At 35.8% G+C, this 16,870-nt stretch carries 13 protein-coding genes; 6 read left to right on the plus strand and 7 right to left on the minus strand.

The features are described 5' to 3' along the window. Nucleotides 1–45: 45 nt before the first annotated feature. From AsAng_RS28195 to AsAng_RS28205, 3 genes are all read right to left on the minus strand, one after another. The gene (locus AsAng_RS28195) at nt 46–1,092 is read right to left on the minus strand and encodes an alpha/beta hydrolase (RefSeq protein WP_264790497.1); all 1,047 of its coding nucleotides are present in this window, start codon (nt 1,090–1,092) and stop codon (nt 46–48) included. A gap of 159 nt (nt 1,093–1,251) precedes the next feature. After that, nucleotides 1,252–1,776, minus strand: a complete 525-nt coding sequence (locus AsAng_RS28200; RefSeq protein WP_264790498.1) for a C40 family peptidase — start codon at nt 1,774–1,776, stop codon at nt 1,252–1,254. 355 nt (nt 1,777–2,131) lie between these two features. Then, nucleotides 2,132–3,100 carry a DUF6089 family protein gene (locus AsAng_RS28205; protein ID WP_264790499.1) on the minus strand — a complete coding sequence of 323 codons (969 nt, stop codon included), beginning with the start codon at nt 3,098–3,100 and terminating at the stop codon, nt 2,132–2,134. A 492-nt stretch (nt 3,101–3,592) separates the two neighbouring features. On the opposite strand from AsAng_RS28205, the gene AsAng_RS28210 reads away from it, so the two are divergent. Then, on the plus strand, nt 3,593–6,052 hold the full coding sequence (locus AsAng_RS28210; protein ID WP_264790500.1) for a TonB-dependent receptor domain-containing protein: 2,460 nt from the start codon (nt 3,593–3,595) through the stop codon (nt 6,050–6,052). A 15-nt stretch (nt 6,053–6,067) separates the two neighbouring features. Here AsAng_RS28210 and AsAng_RS28215 read toward each other — a convergent pair whose 3' ends face one another. After that, nucleotides 6,068–6,448 carry a hypothetical protein gene (locus AsAng_RS28215; protein WP_264790501.1) on the minus strand — a complete coding sequence of 127 codons (381 nt, stop codon included), beginning with the start codon at nt 6,446–6,448 and terminating at the stop codon, nt 6,068–6,070. 659 nt (nt 6,449–7,107) lie between these two features. Here AsAng_RS28215 and AsAng_RS28220 point away from each other — a divergent pair. The 3 genes from AsAng_RS28220 (at nt 7,108) to AsAng_RS28230 (ending at nt 11,292) form a co-directional block, all read left to right on the plus strand. After that, complete coding sequence (locus tag AsAng_RS28220) at nt 7,108–8,943, plus strand: lipoxygenase family protein (protein WP_264790502.1); 1,836 nt, start codon at nt 7,108–7,110, stop codon at nt 8,941–8,943. Nucleotides 8,944–8,955: 12 nt separating this feature from the next. Further along, on the plus strand, nt 8,956–10,146 hold the full coding sequence (locus tag AsAng_RS28225; protein WP_264790503.1) for a cytochrome P450: 1,191 nt from the start codon (nt 8,956–8,958) through the stop codon (nt 10,144–10,146). A 297-nt stretch (nt 10,147–10,443) separates the two neighbouring features. Then, nucleotides 10,444–11,292, plus strand: a complete 849-nt coding sequence (locus AsAng_RS28230; protein ID WP_264790504.1) for an alpha/beta fold hydrolase — start codon at nt 10,444–10,446, stop codon at nt 11,290–11,292. Between the two features lie 67 nt (nt 11,293–11,359). Here the strand turns inward: AsAng_RS28230 and AsAng_RS28235 are convergent, their stop codons facing one another. Next, entirely contained in the window at nt 11,360–12,187 is an 828-nt protein-coding gene (locus tag AsAng_RS28235) for a septal ring lytic transglycosylase RlpA family protein (RefSeq protein WP_264790505.1), read from the minus strand. Between the two features lie 305 nt (nt 12,188–12,492). On the opposite strand from AsAng_RS28235, the gene AsAng_RS28240 reads away from it, so the two are divergent. Then, the gene (locus tag AsAng_RS28240) at nt 12,493–13,641 is read left to right on the plus strand and encodes a T9SS type A sorting domain-containing protein (RefSeq protein ID WP_264790506.1); all 1,149 of its coding nucleotides are present in this window, start codon (nt 12,493–12,495) and stop codon (nt 13,639–13,641) included. Nucleotides 13,642–13,643: 2 nt separating this feature from the next. Here AsAng_RS28240 and AsAng_RS28245 read toward each other — a convergent pair whose 3' ends face one another. After that, a complete protein-coding gene (locus AsAng_RS28245; protein WP_264790507.1) occupies nt 13,644–14,147 on the minus strand; it encodes a cupin domain-containing protein in 504 nt (167 codons plus the stop codon). 280 nt (nt 14,148–14,427) lie between these two features. Between AsAng_RS28245 and AsAng_RS28250 the strand changes: the two genes are divergently transcribed. Continuing rightward, nucleotides 14,428–16,311 carry a sodium:solute symporter family protein gene (locus tag AsAng_RS28250; protein WP_264790508.1) on the plus strand — a complete coding sequence of 628 codons (1,884 nt, stop codon included), beginning with the start codon at nt 14,428–14,430 and terminating at the stop codon, nt 16,309–16,311. Between the two features lie 60 nt (nt 16,312–16,371). Here the strand turns inward: AsAng_RS28250 and AsAng_RS28255 are convergent, their stop codons facing one another. Beyond that, on the minus strand, nt 16,372–16,836 hold the full coding sequence (locus AsAng_RS28255) for a hypothetical protein (RefSeq protein WP_264790509.1): 465 nt from the start codon (nt 16,834–16,836) through the stop codon (nt 16,372–16,374). Between the last annotated feature and the right edge of the window lie 34 nt (nt 16,837–16,870).

The following is a 16,870-nucleotide window of genomic DNA, read 5'->3' on the forward strand; positions in this document are numbered from 1 at the left end:
ATGTTGCTTGACCCTCATAAAGATAAAGATAATGCAAAAAATTGCCTAAAACAAATTTATGGTTGTTCTCCTTGGTGTAGAAATTTTATTTAACCAATTGATTAAGATGCTGTCTTGCCCATAATTCATGGCTGGATCGTAATACCAAGCTGCTCCTAAATCAATATGGGTTGCTTGTTCAAAACTTTGAAAATCTATGCGATTAGGTGCTACTCTATTCAATTTATCACAAAAAGAAACGGCTGCTGCATAATCCACTAAACCATCTTTTTTTCCATGTAGGCATAAAAAATTAAAACTATCTTTCTGATTAATCCAAGTTACTGGATTGGCTAGTTGGTAGGTGGCGCTTTCGGGCTGCCCTGTATAATTTAAAAGGGTAGAGGTTTGTTCCATTTTAGCAATATCTAAGGCACCTACAATACTAAAAACACCTTGCAGAATGGAACGATCTAAATTCATTTTTTCCCAGCGATTTTCATCGTAAGCCAGTAGGCAACCTAAATTAGCACCAGCAGAAGTGCCTCCAATAATTAATTGTGGATGGTGGATACCCTGTGTTTTTAAAAATTCTAAACTATGCGTTAATGCTGCATTAATATCTTCTTGTAGGTCAAAATAATTAAATTCAGGGGTAAGCCGATAAGCAGGGAAGATGAGGGTATAGCCTTCTTTTTGTAGCAAATGAGCAAGATGCTTATGTTGGTTAGGACTTCCAAGACACCAGCCCCCTCCATGGATATAAAATATGACCGTATTTTTTTGGTTACTACTACTAGGAGCTGGGTAATATTGATAATATTGCCGTTGCTGTGTCCCATAAGCTACTTTTTGCTTTTGTTCTCCATCTTTGAACGCTGCATGATCTAACATCCATAAGTGTCGAGGAAGATGTATTGCTTCTTCTATTTTCGATCCTTTAGGGAGAACCCACAATAGCAATTGCCAGAGCCACAAGCTACCACAAAAGATGACAAATAAAACCTTTATCCCCTTTAGTAATTTATTAGATGGAGTTGTAAATGGGATCAGATTATAACTGATAAAGGTACTAAAAATTAAAAGACCGTAGAAAAAGAAATCAAATAACATAAAAGAATAAGCGGCTTAAGTATAATAGATTACAAAGAGGATTGATATGGATAGAACATCCAAAATACAAATTAAAAATGAAAAAAAACAGTAAGGATTGTATTTCACCGCTTTATATTCCCTTTAAGACCTGTTTTGGGCAAAACAAAAGAAAACCACCTATGATTTATTCTTTAGATCAATGATTCTCCGTGCAAAAAGCAATTTTGGTTTCCAGTATTTAGAAGTTGTTACATTGTCTATGACAATACCTCGTTTGCTACTACTATGTATCATATACAGACCATTAGAATCATTTTTGTAAACCAATCCCACATGCTGAATTTTTCCATTACGACCATGCCGACCAAAAAATACTAAATCTCCCATCTGAGCTTTGCTGATCGGGATTTCTACTCCTTGTTTGGATTGACTAGAAGAACTGCCTGATAGTTTGATTTGATGTTTAGAACAAACATAATAAGTAAAACCAGAGCAGTCAAATCCTTTAGGATCTTTACCTGCATATTTATATTTTATGCCCTTGTATTTTTCAGCGTCTTTGACTAAGCTTTTGCGCAATGTCATTTCTGCCGATACTTTGCTAGTCGAACGATTTGGTGCAGAACTGCTAGATTTACAGGAAGTAAGCAGTAAAATTGTAAAAACGAAAAAAACAACTAAATTAATGATGGATTTTTGCATATAATTTTTTTTTAGCCTAATTGGCACGGTTGTAGCTGTTAAAAAAGTAAGTTTTTATTAGGTTAGTTAAAAGGGTTATTAACAATATAAAAATTATATTGTTATATAGAAAGCGATTCGGTATTGCCTCTCCGAATCGCTTTTCTTATGCCCCTTAGAGACTTAATTTAAACGATTAAAATACCATTTCTAGTATACCAATATGGTTAAAGGATTGTTATTGGGTTGTGCTAATAGAAGGTAATTTTCCTTGCTACAGCAAAGAGGAGAAGGCAAGGTACTAAAAAAGGAATTGACAACAGTCAATTCCTTTTTTATATAAGAAGCAAAACTTCTTTTTATTGATGGGCATTGATTACCAAACAGGGCAACCATAACGTTTGCCACTTCCCATATTGTCTGTATCTAAATAAAAGCTAAAACGGATCGTTACCGTATAGTAAGCATCGTTATCTTTTGGATCTCCTCTCTGTTCGCCAGGAGCAGTAACAATACCATTGATATTTCCTGGATCTAATTCAGTAGAACGACGAGCCATTGCTTTGGCTAGACTAGCAGTTGTTGGATCCATATTGGCATCAAACACGCTCTCGTCCGAAACATAATCACCAGAAACATCGTCGATATAATCCGTAAATGTCATTCTATGATTAACTTCTAAAGCTAAGGCCCAAGTATCGTTATAAGACCATTTAACACCAAATCCCATTGGGATATTGAGCTGTACCAAATCATAAGGAGCACGACCATCAACCAAACCTTGACCTTCTGTGCTCAATGGTTTTAGTTCTATCCAGTTGCCGTTGTAAAGTCCTTCAGGATTAAAGGCAAAAATACCTACACCAATGAATCCATAGGGAGACAATACACTATAGTTTTTGTATCCTCCACCCAATTCAAAATTATAAGGAATGATTTCAGCCGCTATACTTGCTTCAAATACATGCGTTCTAAAATTCAAATTACGATAATATCGAAACCAAGCATCATCAACATTATCTCTTGAACTAGTAGCTGAAAAACCAACTCCCGAAAGTTTATCATCGCCATGGAACTGCAAATAACTAAGATCAACTCGTGCAGCAAAATGACCACCTATATTATATCGTCCAAAAATCCCAAAGGTAGGTCTGACAGATTGAATATCAGTATCAATGATGAAACCTTTACCAACACCTGGTTGGCCACCTAAATCACCCAAAAATTGGGAGGTTCCTGCTTGCACTCCAATTTCTAAAGGGTATGCTGGTCTATAGCCGTTTTGGGAGAAACCAGCTGTTGTTCCAAGCATAACTAAACACCATAAAATAAATGTTTTTTGCATCTTATAATCTTGGTATAATGTTAAGTAAAATAGCTTCCCGTTATCGGGATGGGGATAAAATTATACTACCTAAACGTTAGAAAACAATTAAATAGTATTTGTAAAATTGGATTTCTTTATTTTTTTCAAAAAAAAGCAAAAGTGATTTTTTTTTGATCCTTCTAATTGCCTTTCTGTTAAGGCTGACTAAAGGTATAAACTTTTTCCTAGATTACAAATTTATTGTTTTGCTTCTTCTTTTAAGAGTTCTTTAACAGATAATTTAGAATTGTATCTATTTTTTTTAAATAAGTGACTTAAAAACTAAAGGAGTGTAAGATTTTAAATTCAAAAATAGCCGAGACTTATACATGTTGAATTAATTAATGTCATATTGCCAAGTTCATAGCGTGATTACTCAGACAACTATTTTAAGGTATTTCTTAATCTTGAGAAAATATTTAGTACATTTGCAGTATCTTTATTTAGACAAATTAAAAATTAAATTTGTTAATGCGATTACTAGGGGCATATATATTTTTGTTTTTTTGCTATGCTAACATTGGGTATAGCCAATATACAATAGGAGGAAAGTTGACGAATAGCGAACAAAAACCTTTGGCTGACGTCTTTATTATTTTAGCACCGACCAATGCTACAACTACTACCAATGCTAAGGGGCAGTATATATTTAAAGATATAAAAAAAGGAACTTATGTACTTACTATAGATGCAGTAGGTTTCCAACAAAAGAGCATTACTGTAGAGCTTGCCAATGAGGATGTTGTCGTTGATGTTGGCTTGGATTCATTGTCTGTTGTGTTTGAAAAAAATGTAATTGTTGATGGCGGTGAATACCATCTAAATCCTGCGATTAGCGGCGTGACACTCTTGAGTGCAAAAACAATCAATGTTATTGACCTAAAAAAATGTTTGGCAAACCAAGCCAATAATAATGCAAGGGAATTATTTAAAACAGTTCCTGGATTAAATGTTTGGGAGAATGACAATTCTGGAATTCAACTGAATATTGGAGGGCGTGGTCTAAATCCAAATAGAACCTCTAACTTTAATACTCGCCAAAATGGTTATGATATTAGTGCAGATGCTTTGGGCTATCCTGAAACCTACTATACGCCACCTGCTCAGTCTTTGCAACGTATAGAAGTCCTAAGAGGTGCTGCTTCTTTGCAGTTTGGGACACAATTTGGAGGGATGCTTAATTTTGTAATGAAGCAAGGAGCAGAAGACAAAAAGTTTGAATTTGTTACAGAAAACACCTACGGTGGCTTTAATTTTTTTAATACCTTTAATAGTATAGGGGGAACTGTCGCCAATAAAAAGTTTAATTATTATGCGTTCTATCAATACAAACGTGGCGATGGTTGGCGTCCTAATGCTAACTTTGAAGTGCACAATGGATATGCCCAAATAGAATATAGACCTACCTCCAAATGGACGATTAGAGCGGAACAAACTGTTATGCAATATTTGGCACATCAGCCTGGAGGTTTGACAGATGCAGAATTTTCCCAAAATGCTCGCCAATCCAAAAGGGAACGAAATTGGTTTCGAGTCAACTGGAATCTAAGCGCCTTAACAATAGATTATAAATTTTCACCTTTAACACAACTCAATATTCGAAACTTTGCTTTGTTTGCAGATCGTCAATCGTTGGGCAACCTAGAAGCCATCAATCGTCCAGATTATGGAGAAGCACGGGATCTAATCAAAGGACGTTATATGAATTTTGGGAATGAAACACGTTTAGTACACCGCTATAAATTCTTAAAAAGTACTTCTGCATTTGTGGCAGGAGTAAGAATTTATAAAGGATATACAGAACAAAAACAAGGTTACTCCAATAGAGATACTACTGGTAGTCTAGCTGATTTTACTTTTGTTGAGGCTGCTAAGGGAATTCTAAAATCCAATTATCGTTTTCCAAGTTTTAATTTTGCAGCCTTTGCTGAAAACTATTTTTCTATTACCGATAAATTTAGCGTAACACCAGGTATACGATTTGAATATATTCAGACCGAAGCCGAGGGCTATTATCAGGATTTGATTGTCGTACCTAGTAGTGTGGGCTGGGATACCATCCGAAACGAAGCGATTGATGAATATAGAACCAATTCAAGAGCCATTGTTTTGGCAGGGATAGGGCTGAGTTATAAATTGCAAAAAAACTTAGAAATTTATGGTAATTTTTCTCAAAATTATAGAGGGATTAACTTTAACGATATGCGAATTTCCAATCCTAATCAAGAGGTAGATCCCAATTTGAAAGATGAGTATGGTTTTAATGCAGATTTAGGGTTTAGAGGAAGTTATAAAGGATTATTTAATTTTAATGCCACTCTATTTTATTTAAATTACAGACGACGAATTGGCAACATTCAATTAGAGCGCCCCAATAAAGACAACCCACTAATTATAGAACCCTATACGTTGCGTACCAATGTAGGAGATGCACGAGTATTAGGAGCAGAAATTTTTGTAGAAGCTGATTTTTGGAAGCTATTCAGTAAAACCAAAAACACTCCCTTTAGCTTAACTGTTTTTACCAATTTCTCTGTGCTGGACGGGCGATACACTCAAACTGCCAATAGCTCTGCTGCGGGCAAACAACTGGAATTTGTTGCACCAATCATTTTGCGTACAGGATTGAGTTTTGCTTACAAAACACTAAAGCTTTCTTATCAATACTCCTTTACTTCTCAGCATTATTCGGATGCGACCAACGCTGAATTGGTGCCTACTGCTGTTGTTGGAATCATTCCGAGCTATGGGGTAATGGATATTTCGGCTAGCTATCAATGGAAGTGGTTTACTTTGCAAACAGGTATTAACAACTTGACCGATGAAGTTTACTTTACTCGCCGTGCTACTAGTTATCCTGGGCCAGGTATTTTGCCCGCAGATGGTCTTAGTTTTTATATTACGTTACGATTTAATATAGGAGTGAACTAAAAATACACTCTAATATTATTTTTTAGGAACTAGAATCATTTTAAGAGGACTTATTGAGCCATTCCAAGCTTGGGATAGTTCTAATTTAGTTGCAGTGAGTAGTAGAATATCGTATTGCATCTGGCCTAAGTCAGATTGGATATCTAAACGATTTTTCCCTGGTGTGTGGGTTATAGGGTAAGTATCCCATTGCCCATCTATTGTCAATGCTCCAGTCGTCTGAAAAAATAACCGATTGTCATGAAAAGTGTATTCATCGCCTATTGTTCCCATTGTAGAATGATCGGCGACAACCCATGTATGGGCAGAAAGAAGATGAATTTGTCTTGCTTTTTTACAGCCTGTTATAAAAAAGAAAAGGGCTACACAACTCAATAATAATAAACGCTTTTTCATGGTACAAGTGGTTTGAAATAGAAATACAATTTTTTTATTCCCTCTAAAGTAATAAAAAGCTATAGACTAAGAACAGCCAATTGCTAAATTTTTTCTTTTTGGTTTTTGATCTTCTTTGAACCAAAGCTTAAGCATGTAACCTAGCGTTCTGTTTTGTGGTTTTTTCTTGTGTTTAAATGCTGTTTAATATTTGGAAGTGTCATTATGGTTTAATTATTAGGTTGATACACAGGGGTTAAAATATAATATTTGTGCTTTAATATTAGACATTCTCCAATAAAGTACTTACTTTAGAAGTGCAAACATCTTTTTGTTAAGTAAATGGACTTGATGGTTCAACTATTTTGCAGTAAGTAGTTTTGATTCTGAACAACCCCCAAAAACACCAACCAGACCTATTTTTAGTGGTTTTCTAACAAAACATCGAACCCAGCAACAGTTGGAAACATATAGGATATGTTAATTCCGTCCATTTACATTATAAGTAAGCAAGACGCATGATCCCTCTACTTACTTATCCAATACCATTATATAATATTCTTTGAGCTACTCACCAATCAATGTTTGTGGGCATTTGTGTATTGTATCAATTCAATATACTGATAACTAGATGAATTTATGTTTTGTGGAATTGATTGTTGAAACAAAATCAATACATCATGAGAAAAGTAAAAGGAAGATTGGTATCAACTGTAAGAAAAGATAATGAAATAAAACCCATTGCTAATGCTTCACTCCAACTTTGGGATTTAGATCTTATTGAAAATGATTTTTTGACAGCAGGTACAACAGACGAAGCAGGTTATTTTGAATTGGAATACGATCCTAACAAAGGGAACAAATGGAATGATATCCCCGATTTGGTCTTGCGTTTTTTAGATCGTGAATATTCCTATGATAAAATGGGACAACCTGTCTCCAATTGGTTTGTCGTGAAAAACTTTCATGCAGGAAACAATATAACGGCTAAGGTATTTGATTTTGGCACACTTCAGGTCGCTTTTTGGGAATATGAAGATACAGAGGGGCTAAACAATGTTTGTTTTACGCCAAGAGTAGCGATTGTAGATAAAAAAACACCGCAAGCTCAACGCCCAGGGAGGACGAGCGAGCAAATTCAGGTAGGCTTGACGCATTTTATAGCACACAATAAACATACTTTAGTTACAAAATTTAGCAATCATCATCCTAGTAATGTAGAGATTGAGGATGATTATGAATTAAATAGGACTAGGAAAATCAAGGAGAAATCTAGAAGTGATGATTTTCTTAGTGATATGGTATTGAATGGTTTTAACCCTTGTAATCTAAAAAAGGGGACCAAAGAAAATACTTATTTTGTGGATTTTAAATGGGATGGTTTAGAACTAGATACAAGGCATTTTGCTCCCAATACGACCGCTAATTTTAAACTCATTAATAACAAACTAAAGCTAGAAAGTATTGCTTTGCAAAAGCGTTTAGGAGGGGACAATAGCGCTCATGCACAATACCGAAAACCTAAATTATATACTCCTCAAGACCCAGAGTGGGGGAGAATCAAAAGAATATTCCGTTGTAATTATTTCCTTTTTGGAGAAGTGGAAACGCACCTTTCAGAGACGCACTTGAATATTGAGCAATATATTATCCCTATTCGAAGAAATCTATTAAATAATCCTATTGCGAGGCTATTGCTGCCCCATTTTTATGGAACAACAGATGTAAATATGGCTGCCAATGAGATTTTGCTGTCGGCAGACGGTCTGGTGCAAAAGTGTTCTGCATTGACTCCAAAATCTGTCAAAAAAATTAGCCGCACTGCTTTTGGTACGCTCAATTGGTATGGTTGGAAACCTCGAAAACCGCTTTGCAAAGGGCATTCATTTGCCGAAATTGGTCAATTGTACTGGAAGACACTTAATCGTTATGTTCGTAAATATGTTAACGCCAACCTTTCTCAAATAAAGCAGTACTGGAAAGAAATAAGAACCATGTCAGAAGAACTAGTTTTTCATTCTTTGCCTTATGTCCCTTTGTCAGAACAACTTTATTATGACAAAAATGAAATTAATACCAGCAATAAAATTCATCCTTATGTCAATGGAAAAGAGTCCGCAATTTCGCCCGTTACGGTGACGGATAGCCCAGAAAAAAAAGACATCAACAACATCATTCAATTTTGTTGCTACCTTATTTTTCATGCTACATTTAAGCATTCTTGGATCAATGACTTGCAATATGAAATGGGAGGAGAAATTGAGTTTGCTACGCTAGGAATAACCGATGATATTTCGAATATGCGGGTCGATGAATCACTCGTTGTGCCTCCTGAAGAAGCGATTGAGCACCCATTTATTACCTATATCTTGAACTATACTGAATATGGATATATCATGCGAAATGAAGATGATGATGTTAATCCTGAGTTGGTCAAATATCTGGTTAAAAATAGAACAGAATTTCAAAAATTGGGCTATGATATTCGTGCCATGCGCTCTTGTATAAATATTTAAATCAAACGTATTATGAAGAAAGTGTTGATCGCTATAACAACGGGCTTTATTTGGTTGTTAAAACCCTTAAAGTTATTTGCTTATTCTACTCGGTTTGGCTTCCTGAAACGCCTGATTATACAATTTACAACTTTTCTAGATTTTATTTTTTCATTTATTCATGGGCAGAATGAAGTCATGGAGGTGTATCAAAAAATATATAAGGGCAATTTTATTTTTGGGCATGGCATTATGAAAACGGATTTTGAGAGTACGCTCCATGAAATACAGCAACCTTCTATGCGTACCAATCACTTTATGGGAATTCCTGTGGTGTCTGGCAATGAGGTTTTTATCGTGAATTCTCCTTTGATTTCTTTGGGTGAGCCTTATAGAAGACTGGCTAGAGAACATATTGATGAGACGATATTTACAGCAGATTTTTATGATCTAACTTACGATAAAATTAAAGAAACATGCGCTGTACCTTTACAAGAGTGGTTGGAAGACAAAGATCCTAAAAATATTACGACCATGCGGAGTGTTTCTACTCGAATGGTTATTTTATTGTGCCAAGGGATACCCATTAGCAAATTAGATTCAGAACAGGTTACTGCTGCCTATCTGAAACGCTTTGTTCAATTATCGTTGTTTAAGAACTATTTTACCTTGATTACAGGACTTTTGGGGACAGAGAAGTTTATAAAAAAGGATGCTTTTTACCCACTAAAAAAGTTAGGGGTTTCTTCTACTGTGATTGATGCTACTTTATTTGCTGCTATGTTTAGTATAGGAACCTTGTTTACTCGTTGTATTGGCGACCTTAAAAAACACAAAATTGATTATGACAGCTTAACCTTAGAAGAAAAGAAAAAATTTATTATCGAGGTGGTTCGATTGTATCCTACAGTGACGACTACGCACCGAATTATAGAATCTCCTGAGGAAGTTGTAGTGGCTGGTAGAACGATAGAGCTAACAGAAGGGGATGAAATTGTCTATCCATTTGTCTGTTCTAATAAAGATGAAAAGGTCTTTAAATGCCCACATGCTATTCAGTTGGATCGCTCTGAAGAAGACTATGATAAGGTGTTGAGTTGGTCAAAAGGGGCGCATGCTTGCCCTGCTAGAGATTTTTCTATTTTGGTTACTTTGGTTATGTTAGATACCTTGAACCAAAAGGTGCCGCTTAAAACAATTGATTATAAGGGAGCGATTTTATAATGATAGTTTAAAAAACTTGGTTCTTTGATAACCCGTGTGGTAAACACTAAAAAAGGGTAAGCTTTTAACTACTTTTAGCTTCGCTGCTACTACGTGGTTTAGAAGAAAGCTATAGGTCGTAAGTCGTATGTCCTGTATTTACAGGAACTAAGCATACGACTTACGACCTATAACTTACAACAGAAGTAGTAATAAGCAGGCAAGGTAGTTTACGATTCCACACCATTAGCTTCGCTGCTACTGCGTGGTTACTACGTGAGCCTATGGGTTATCAAAGAACCTAAAACTTAATAAAAAATGTCAGAATTATTTGTCAATCCCGAAACAATGAACAGCAACTACATTATTATAGATAATATAAAATTGCATTATTTGGAAGCAGGAAAAGGAGAGGTCGTATTGATGTTACATGGCTTTCCTACTTCCTCTCATTTATGGCGAAATGTAATGTTACCAATTGCCGATTCACATCGAGTAATTGCATTGGATTTGCCAGGGTATGGTTGGTCTGAAAAGCCATTGACTGCTTCTTATAGCTTTAAATACTATGCACGAATTTTATCCGAATTTTTATATCAATTGGATATCAATGAGGTAAATCTAGTTGTACACGATTTAGGGGGACCTGTTGGTTTGTTGTGGGCGGTTCAGCATCCCAAATTGGTCAAAAGGTTAGCCCTGTTAAATACATTGGTTTATGCTAAGTTTTCGTGGGGAGTTATTCTTTTTGGAATTGCTATCAAACTTCCTGGGGTAAAGAACTGGTTAAGTTCTCCTAGTGGTATTGCGGCTGCTATTCGATTTGGAATGGAACACAAACAAAAGCTAAACGAGGATATTATAGCAAATTATAAAGCACCTTTTATAGAGAAAAAAGCAAGAAAAGCTTTGCTCAAAACAGCGTCTAATTTAAGCCTAAAAGGGTTTAAAGAAATAGAAGAAAAATTGCCCTTATTTAAGATACCTGTTCGGGCTATTTATGGTGTCAATGATAAAATTTTGCCCAAAGTAAAAGAGACCATGGAACGGGTAAAAAAAGATTTGCCTCAAACTGTTATTACTGCCATTCCAAACTGTGGGCATTTTTTGCAAGAGGACGAACCTGAATTAGTCGGAAAATTACTAAGTGAATTCTTAAATGAATAAATAATTAAGGTTCTCTAATCAATACTTCGTTGACTAGAGAACCTTAATAAAACTGCCTTTAAAAGACTTATTTTTTAGCCGACAATGCTTCTATATCAACTACGAAAGCATCTTTTAGCTGGTATTTTTGTTTGAGACTTGCACAGTAACTAACGGCTTCTTCTCTAGTATTCATAGGCCCTAAAATAATCTTATAATAAGGTTTTCCGTTGAGCTCATCTACAAAAACGGTTGCTCCTTTGAACCAGTTTTTTTGGAACACCGCCAATTGTTGAACAACAGATTCATAATCGCTATACCCTGCTACTTGAACACCAAACCCTTTAGGTTGTAGTTTTAATACCTGCATTTTGTATAAGCCACCAGTTTCCATTTCCTTGGCTTCAACAATTAGATTGTCTTTTTTCTTCTCTACTTTTTTGGTTTTAGGTGCTGTTTTAGTTACCGTTTTAGGTTTAGCTGCTGTTTTTGTTGTTGCTGCAACTTTAGGAGTAGCCGCTGTTTTGGGTTGGGTAGAACTCGCTGCAACTTTGCTATCAGGGCCACTAATAACAGTAATTTCTACAGGAGCAACATTAACTTTTACCAAATCGATTTGTTGAGCTGCTTTTTTAGATACTTCAATAATTCGACCTTTAATATATGGTCCTCTATCATTCACAACAACCTCTACAAACTTGCCATTAGCAGGATTTTTGATTCTTATTTTGGTACCAAAAGGAAGCGTCTTATGCGCTGCTGTTAATTTGTTTTTATCATATTTTTCTCCACTAGCCGTTTTACGACCGTGAAAACTATCATCGTAATAACTGGCAAGTCCCTTTTCGATAGGTGCAGCCAACACCATTTGAGTGCTTACAATAACTAAAGCTAAGATTTGAACAAGTAATTTCATTGTATTTTTTTTTTGAATGGGTTTTACCACATTAAACAATAAGTACAACCATTTTGAAATGAGGTTGTCGCATTATTTAGAACCTAAGGATGCAAGGAAGTTCTAAATTATCTTGAATAACTAAGGTAAGAAATAGAATATTTAAAAAGAAAAAAAGATTTAAAAAGTTATATGTTGAAAAAAAACGTACTTTAGTATTCTTTACGGATGTCTCAAGAAATGGATTTTAAATTTAGACAGAACCGATTTTTGTAGTTGACAATCTTATACAATTCTCAGATTGTAATTTAATAAACAGACCTTTCATGAAAATTATTTATTCTATCCTCTTAGTGTTTAGTTTTAGTTTGGTGGCATGCAGTCAAACGGTGCGAATGATTACTAATTTGCCCTCCGCTTTATCTGAAAATTCGGGTATGTTGATTAGCAATGAAAATGCAATATGGCTTCATAATGATGGGGGAGATTCTGCCAAACTTTATAGGATTGATACGTTTGGTACAATACTCAAAACTATTGTTGTGACAAATGCAACCAATGTTGATTGGGAAGATATTACTTATGATAACCACGGAAATGTATATATTGGAGATTTTGGAAACAATGCCAATGCAAGGCAGGATCTAAAAGTGTATAAAATCCCTCACCCCGATTCGATTGTTGGTACTACTGTTACAGCAGAAACGATTCATTATTCCTATCCAGAACAAACGGCCTATCCGCCTAGTGATGACCAAAAAAAATACGATACGGAGGCGATGATTTATTTTCAAGATTCGCTGTATTTTTTTACCAAGGATAGGACGACACCCCATTTGGGTTATACTTGGCTCTATCAAATTTCAGCAGATACAGGAACCCATTCGGCGGTATTGTTGGACAGCTTTCAAACAGGACAAATTAGCTATATTTTTGAAGTAACAGGAGCCAGTATATCTGCTGATAATGAAAAATTGGCACTCTTGGGCTCTAATCAAGTGTGGCTTTTTTCTGGATTTACAGGAAGTCGATTTTTTGATGGCACAGCGCAAACCATCTCACTAAATAGTTTTTCGCAAAAAGAAGCCTTAGATTTTATAGATAGCAGTCGGCTATATTTTAGCAATGAAACCAGTCTACTTGGAGGAGCACAATTAGGAATCTTAGATTTTGGTAATCTCTTATTAGGGCATCCATTATACACTGACCAACATAGCATAAACGAAATGGTAGCCTATCCTAATCCTGCTAGTGAGCAATTGAATTTGCAAGTTAAACTCAACAAAGAAGCAACTGTCAAGGTGAAATTATTCAATGCTTTGGGCAAATGTGTTCAACGAAAAACTATTTCTAAAGCCATATCAGGCGAACAGGTTGTCCGTTTATCTGTCGATCATTTGCCCAAAGGTACTTATTTTATTCACTTGATTTGTGGTAAACAACGCTATTGTAAGCGCATCGTTATTGCACCATAGATTTAGTCAAATTCTCCTTCAAATTCAGGAATATCATTGTCCTTCTTTTTGGGTTTGGTATTCTTGTCTTTTTTGTCGGTCTTTTCATCAGTAGTTTCAGGTGTTTCTTCTTCAATAAAAATACGATCCTGCCCTACAAATTGGGGAGATTGGACAGAAAGCACTTTGAGTGGCTTTGCGCTAGTTGTAATAACAGCATGAGCCGTGTTGGGAGGAATCACGATATGGTCTCCTTTTTTGACTTCAAAATAATCGCCTCCCAAATACATTTTACCACTACCTTCCAATACAGTAACAACTTCTGTATGATACTGATGAACATGCTTTCGAACGGCTTGTTTGACAAAAATCATAAAGACAGAGGTGTTATCATCGCTATGGATTGGAATTACTTTTACATTCTTATAATCTTCCTTAGGAGACATTTTATTGGCATTCTGTGTCAGTATTTGCCCAAAAGAATGGGTAGCAATTAAGAGAAATACAAAAATAAATAGAGTACGCATAGTTGTTTATCTGTTTAAATTAGAGGTCTTAGAAACAATTTGTTGAGTGAGAAAAATAAAGTCTTTTTACAAAAAAAGTTCTACCTTGCTGCTCGGATGTCTTACTTGTTTGATAGAAGTGCTATTTAATTTAGAGGTAATACTACTTTAAAATTCATTTTTGGATAAAAAAACAGCAAAACAAGTCTAGGAATTTAATCGAATTGGATTGGTAGACAAGTGTCATAATATACTAATAAGGTAAAGTAAATCTAGCAAAAATTAACATTTTTTTAAGAATATGGAGCTAACTACACTCGACTGGGGAATAATAATAGGATTTTTGGTTGTTATTTTAGGCGTTGGAATATCCTATACTAGACAAGCATCTAAGGATATGGAAAGCTTTTTTTTGGGAGGACGAAACATGCATTGGTTGTTGGCTGGAATATCTATGGTGGCAACTACCTTTGCTGCCGATACGCCACTCGCCGTAACCGAAATAGTTAGCAAAGATGGAATTGCAGGAAATTGGCTGTGGTGGAATTTCTTGGCAGGGGGAATGTTGACAACGTTCTTTTTTGCTAGATTATGGCAACGATCAGGGGTTCTAACAGAAGTGGAATTGATTGAATTGCGCTATGCAGGTAAGCCTGCTCAATTTTTGCGTGGTTTTAAGGCTGTGTATTTAGGGGTATTTATGAATGCTATTATAATTGCATGGGTCAATGTAGCACTACAGTCCTTGTTGGTTGTATTTTTTGGACTAAGCAATGAAATGGCCTTGTTGTACACTGCTGGAGCTATGGTTTTAGCTGCAACTTATGCCTCTTTCTCTGGCTTAATAGGAGTGGCTGTAACCGATGCGATTCAATTTGTGGTTGCAATGGTTGGGTGTATTGCTTTAGCTTATTTTGTACTTTGTGCGCCAGAAATTGGTGGAATGGCAGGGCTAAAAGAGCAATTAACCAGTCACAACCCTAATATACTAAACTTTTTACCTTCTATTGGTTCTAGTGAAAGTGCAGGCACAACACTAGGTTTGACGGTCGTTGGATTCTTTGCCTATGCAGGATTTCAGTGGTGGGCTTGTTGGTACCCTGGAGCGGAACCAGGAGGTGGTGGTTATGTGGCACAGCGAATGATGAGTACTCGTTCGGATAAGGATGCTGTTTACGCTACCTTATTTTTTCAGATTGCCCATTATTGTATTCGCCCTTGGGCTTGGATTGTAGTAGGCTTGGCAGCAGTTGTATTGTATCCTGATTTGGCAGTAGGAGATGAAAAATTAGGCTATGTATATGCGATGCGTGATTATTTGCCTGCGGGATGGAAAGGCTTGTTGTTAGTGGCTTTTTTGGCGGCTTATATGAGTACTATTTCTACACAACTTAATTGGGGAGCAGGCTATTTGGTCAATGATGTGTACAAGCGATTTATAAAAACGGATAAAGACGCTAAACACTATATTTTGGCTTCTAGAGTTAGCACGGTTGGCTTAATGGTTTTGGGCTTGGTTATTAGTAATTATATCGATACCATATCAGGAGCTTGGGGCTTTATTATGCAGGCAGGAGCAGGTTTAGGTTTGGTGTTAATTTTGCGCTGGTATTGGTGGAGAATTAATGCTTGGAGTGAAATTTCGGCAACAATAGCTCCTTTTATCTTTACCGCATTGATTTGGGGTTATGAAGCCAAATACCAAACGAAAGTTGATTTTCCAATTGCTTTGATCTTGACAACTCTATTTACAACTTGTATATGGTTAATCGTTACTTTTTTGACAAAGCCAGAACCAGACAGCACCTTAGCACCATTCTGGAAAAAGGTACATGCTGTTGCAGATGGCAATTATAAAATCACCTCTTCTTCTTTTGCGACCAATCTAAAATATTTAGCAGCTTGTTGGCTTGCGGCTATTGTGATGACCTATAGCATTTTATTTTTAACAGGAAAATTTGTTTTGCAAGAATACGGAACAGGAGCGGCACTTGCTGGTTTGGCTGCCATAAGCTTGTATTTTTTGAATTATTTTATGGAGCAAGCGGGGTTAATTGGCGATGCCAGTACTACAGTTGTTGCTTTGGAAGATCAAAATCTAACAACTTCTATCCCTGATTCTAAAGAGGAGAAACAGGATAATTGGACGAATCTAAATGAAGATTTTCCTGATAAAGAGGACTAAGGAATCAAAAAAAATGATTTGAAAATGAGATATATTGTCTCATTTTCAAATCATCCAATCTTAGTGCCCAATCGTAACTTTTGTATTGCCTTTTTTGATGGTGATACCGTTACTTTCTTTTTGAGTATTGTTGATAACCGTTTGGGCTGGGATCGTTTTAGTAGCACTTGAGATATAACCCAGTTTATAGAGCGTTACCATTTTGCCTTTTTTCTTCTTTTCTTTTTTGTAAATTTTATAAACAGTAGCTGCTGGCTTGCCTTCAGAGGCAATATGAATATATTTATTAACCATGTCAGGCAGTTCAGGGTTTTGAAATTTTATCGTAACATGCATGTAATTATTATAGGTTTCAAACTCCAAACGCTTAACATAATCCTCAGACATTTGCTCTCCATTGACCGTTAAAATAAAAGGTTCTTCTATTTCCGAATAAATGGTAAGTGTGTTTTTGATTTGGCACTGCACGAGAAGAGGAAGGGCAAATAGGCAAGTTAGCAATAGTACTTTTCTGAATGTGTTCATTGTTGTATAATTGGTTTTTTAATAAGGAAATACC

Origin of the sequence: Aureispira anguillae (genome assembly GCF_026000115.1) — a bacterium.
Taxonomy (GTDB): Bacteria; Bacteroidota; Bacteroidia; order Chitinophagales; family Saprospiraceae; genus Aureispira; species Aureispira anguillae.